At 66.0% G+C, this 3721-nt stretch carries 6 protein-coding genes; 5 read left to right on the forward strand and 1 reads right to left on the reverse strand.

Annotation, left to right across the window (positions count from 1 at the left end; all coding sequences use genetic code 11):
• The 5 genes from argJ to EOA28_RS28405 form a co-directional block, all read left to right on the forward strand.
• Positions 1 to 1131, forward strand: a 1131-nt coding sequence (gene argJ, locus EOA28_RS28385) for a bifunctional glutamate N-acetyltransferase/amino-acid acetyltransferase ArgJ (protein WP_128315516.1), incomplete at its 5' end; no start/stop codon positions are given.
• Positions 1131 to 1910 carry a GNAT family N-acetyltransferase gene (locus EOA28_RS28390; RefSeq protein ID WP_189342222.1) on the forward strand — a complete coding sequence of 260 codons (780 nt, stop codon included), beginning with the start codon at positions 1131 to 1133 and terminating at the stop codon, positions 1908 to 1910. The genes argJ and EOA28_RS28390, both read left to right, overlap by 1 nt.
• The gene (locus EOA28_RS28395; RefSeq protein WP_126064239.1) at positions 1907 to 2329 is read left to right on the forward strand and encodes a (deoxy)nucleoside triphosphate pyrophosphohydrolase; all 423 of its coding nucleotides are present in this window, start codon (positions 1907 to 1909) and stop codon (positions 2327 to 2329) included. The genes EOA28_RS28390 and EOA28_RS28395 overlap by 4 nt, the downstream gene beginning before the upstream one ends.
• 153 nt (positions 2330 to 2482) lie before the next feature.
• Positions 2483 to 2803 carry a hypothetical protein gene (locus tag EOA28_RS28400; RefSeq protein ID WP_127251148.1) on the forward strand — a complete coding sequence of 107 codons (321 nt, stop codon included), beginning with the start codon at positions 2483 to 2485 and terminating at the stop codon, positions 2801 to 2803.
• A gap of 105 nt (positions 2804 to 2908) precedes the next feature.
• Positions 2909 to 3094, forward strand: coding sequence for a Flp family type IVb pilin (locus EOA28_RS28405; RefSeq protein ID WP_126081076.1), 186 nt, complete (start codon positions 2909 to 2911; stop codon positions 3092 to 3094).
• A gap of 29 nt (positions 3095 to 3123) precedes the next feature.
• Here EOA28_RS28405 and EOA28_RS28410 read toward each other — a convergent pair.
• Positions 3124 to 3721 (reverse strand): methyltransferase domain-containing protein (locus tag EOA28_RS28410; RefSeq protein ID WP_128315517.1); only part of this gene is annotated, 598 nt, incomplete at its 5' end.

Consider the following 3721-nt stretch of genomic DNA (forward strand, 5'->3'; position numbering starts at 1 on the left):
GACCTGCTCGCCATGGTCTTCGATCCGGGCACGGCTGTCGCCGGCGTGTTCACCAGGTCGAAATGTCCGTCGGCGCCGGTCGACTTCTGCCGCCAGAACCTGCCCGCGGGCAAGGCGCGCGTGCTGGTGGTCAATTCCGGCAATGCCAATGCCTTCACCGGCAAGAAGGGCAAGGTCTCGACCGCGCTGACCGGCGACGCGGCGGCGAAGGCCGCCGGCTGTTCCGAGAGCGAGGTGTTCCTGGCCTCGACCGGCGTCATCGGCGAGCCGCTCGACACCACCAAGTTCAGCCATCTGCTCGCCGGCCTGGTCAAGGACGGCAAGCCCAATCTGTGGACCGAGGCGGCAAAGGCCATCATGACCACCGACACCTATCCGAAGGTGGCGACGGCGACGGTCAAGCTCGGCGACGCCGACGTCACCATCAACGGCATCGCCAAGGGCGCCGGCATGATCGCACCCGACATGGCGACGATGCTTTCCTTCATCGCCACCGACGCGCCGATCGCCGCGCCCGTGCTGCAGAACCTGTTGTCGCGCAGCACGGCCAAGACCTTCAACGCGGTAACCGTCGACAGCGACACCTCGACCAGCGACACGCTGCTCATCTTCGCCACCGGCAAGGCGGCTGCCCGCGGCGCGCCGGCGATCAGCGATGCCAAGGACGCGCGGCTCGGCGCGTTCCGTCGGGCGCTCGGCAAGGTGCTGAAGTCGCTGGCGCTGCAAGTGGTGCGCGACGGCGAGGGCGCACGCAAGCAGGTCGAGGTCACGGTGACCGGCGCCAAATCGGCGCGTTCGGCCAAGCGCATCGCGCTTTCGATCGCCAATTCGCCGCTGGTCAAGACGGCCGTCGCCGGCGAGGACGCCAATTGGGGCCGCGTCGTCATGGCCGTCGGCAAGGCCGGCGAGCCAGCCGACCGCGACCGGCTGTCGATCTGGTTCGGCGACAATCGCCTGGCGCATGAGGGCGAGCGCGATCCGGCCTATTCGGAGGAAGCGACGTCTGCCTACATGAAGCGCGACGACATCCGCATCCGCGCCGATCTCGGCATCGGCCGCGGCAAGGCGACGGTGTGGACCTGCGACCTCACCAAGGAATATGTCGCCATCAACGGCGACTACCGGAGCTGATGGCGCCGGTGTCCAGGCATCCGGCAAGCGTGCTGGCGGTCGTGCGCCGCTACGAGGCGGCGGGCTTTCGCGCCTGGCCGGCGGCGGCCGTCCATTATGACGGGACCTGGGTGGTGCGGCTGACCGCCGGGCATCCGGCCAAGCGCTTGAACTCGGTCAATCCGCTCGATCCGGGCGACACGCACGCCATCGAGGAGCGCATCGGCCGCGCCGCGCGCCGCTTCGATGCCTATGGCAGGCCGCTGACCTTTCGCATGTCGCCGCTGTCGGGACAGGTGCTGTCCACCCATCTCGACAAGGCCGGCTGGAACAGGTTCGACGAATCCATGGTGATGCGGCTACCGCTCAAGGACCTCGAGCTCGGCGCGGCCATGGACCAGATACCGCTCAAGGACATCAGCCGCTTCATCGGCGCGTCGCTGAGGACCAGCGGCTCGGACGCCTCGCTGCGGCCCGGCCTGTCGGAGGTCATCGGCGCCATTCAGCCCGAAGCTGGGCTGTTCGCGCTGGAGGACGGCAATGAGCCGCTGGCGACGCTGATCTGCGTCCATGATGGCGACCTCGCCGGCCTGTTCGAGGTCGCCACCGAAAAATCGGCGCGCAAACAGGGCCATGGCCGCAATCTCATCCTGTCGGCGCTGAAATGGGCGCGGCTGCGCGGCGCGCGCGAGGCCTGGCTGCAGGTCGAGGCCGGCAATCTACCGGCGCTCTCGCTCTACCGGTCGCTCGGCTTCGAGGAAGTCTACCGCTACCACTATCGGCGGCCGCCGGGCGCATGAGCGAGGTGAAGCCAGCCGGAAAGCGCCTGTTGCTGGTCGCCGCCTGCGCGCTGGTTGATGCCGACCGGCGCGTGCTTCTGGCGCAGCGCCCCGAGGGCAAGCAGCTTGCCGGCCTGTGGGAGTTTCCTGGCGGCAAGGTCGAGCCCGGCGAGACGCCTGAGGAGTGCCTGGTCCGCGAGCTGCATGAGGAACTCGGCATCGAGACCGAGATTCCGTGCCTGGCGCCGCTCACCTTCGCCAGCCATTCCTATGACGATTTCCATCTGCTGATGCCGCTTTATGTCTGCCGCCGCTTTCGCGGGATCGCGCAACCCAGGGAAGGGCAGGGGCTGAAATGGGTCAGGCCGAGGCAGATGCGCGACTACCCGATGCCGCCGGCCGACGCGCCGCTGATCCAGTTCCTCATCGACCTGCTGTAATTTCGCGAACTGTCTTCGCGGCCGTTTACCGTTTGCCGAAAGCGTCGTTTTCCGAGCTGCTTTAGCCAGCGTTAATGGAAGATTTATCTCGACGTGAAAAATTGCTCGGGGCCGTTTCGCGCGGCACATCGTTGATGACCGGGAACAACGGCAATGAGCCTTGAAAGAGAGTGGGACTCGATCCGGCCTGACCGAGGCTTCCGCGCCGCGGATGCCGGCATGAGCATCCTGCGAGTAACGCTTCTCTTCGGCTCGGCCGCCGTGGCGCTGGCGCTGATCGCAACGCCCTTCCTGGACAGCCAGACGCGATCGCAGGGCACCCGCGACGGCTTGGCTGTTGGGCTCGACATGACAGCGACCGGATCGATCGGCCATCGCACCAATACATACACGGTGCGCCGCAGTGTGCTGCAGCCGATGCCCAGTTCAATCTGCGTCATCCGCAATGACGGCAGCCGCAGCGGCGAGTGCTGACGTGGTTAATGATTTTTTGAGACACCGGCATTTCACTCGCTGTTAAGCTTTCGCCGTTAACCTTTCTTAACGGGTAGGACATTAGAATTTCTGCATAAGGGATGGATGGCCATGAAAAACCTGCTGCAGCAATTCGTAAGGGATGAGACCGGCGCCACGGCCATCGAATATGGCCTGATCGTTACCGTGCTGTCGCTTACCATCATCGGCGGCGTAAGCAGGGCGGCGGATGCGCTCCAATGGCTGTTCAGCGACAACAGCAGCAGGCTGGTCCAGGCCTTCTCCCACTGACGAAACCGGTCGGGCAATCAGAGACGCAGTCAGCTCTTCGGCGGGTTCTCCAGGATCGCCTTCAGCGATAGCTTGGCTGATCCAGGCTTGAGCGGCTTTTGCTGCGAGGCGTCGGGCGCCCAGCCGGACATCCAGACAACCGGAAAGCTTGCGCGGATGCGGCCGTCCGGGTCCGAGAACCGTTCGGCATAGATTTCGGCCGCGCGGGCAAACAAACGCCTGCTGCCGGGTCGCCGGCTGCGGTCGATGAGCGGGCTGGTTTCGCCCACGGCGCGCAGGTCGGCGGCGAGATCGAACAGCGTGTCGTAGCGCACGGCGACCGATTCGACATCGGCGACAGGCAATGCCAGGCCGGCGCGCTGCAACAGCGCGCCCGCATCGCGCACGTCGGTGAAGGGAAGGATGCGCGGGCTCGCGCCGCCGTAAAGCTCGGTCTCGGCCGTCAGCATGCTTTCGCGCAACTCGGCGAGCGTACCCGCGCCGGCGAGAGCGCCAAGGAAAAGCCCATCCGGTTTCAGCGCCCGGCGGATTTGCGCCAGCACGCCAGGAATGTCGTTCATCGCGTGCAGCGAGAGCAGGGAGACGACGAGATCGAGGCTGCCGTCCTCGAACGGCACGGTTTCCGGC

The sequence above is a fragment of the Mesorhizobium sp. M2A.F.Ca.ET.067.02.1.1 genome (assembly GCF_004023285.1).
Taxonomy (GTDB): domain Bacteria; phylum Pseudomonadota; class Alphaproteobacteria; order Rhizobiales; family Rhizobiaceae; genus Mesorhizobium.

Bases quoted from the DNA above. Each gene is read 5' to 3' on its own strand.
- EOA28_RS28405 (WP_126081076.1), top strand. From the start codon at position 2,909: ATGGCCATGAAAAACCTGCTGCAGCAATTCGTAAGGGATGAGACCGGC.
- EOA28_RS28390 (WP_189342222.1), top strand. From the start codon at position 1,131: ATGGCGCCGGTGTCCAGGCATCCGGCAAGCGTGCTGGCGGTCGTGCGC.
- EOA28_RS28400 (WP_127251148.1), top strand. From the start codon at position 2,483: ATGAGCCTTGAAAGAGAGTGGGACTCGATCCGGCCTGACCGAGGCTTC.
- EOA28_RS28395 (WP_126064239.1), top strand. From the start codon at position 1,907: ATGAGCGAGGTGAAGCCAGCCGGAAAGCGCCTGTTGCTGGTCGCCGCC.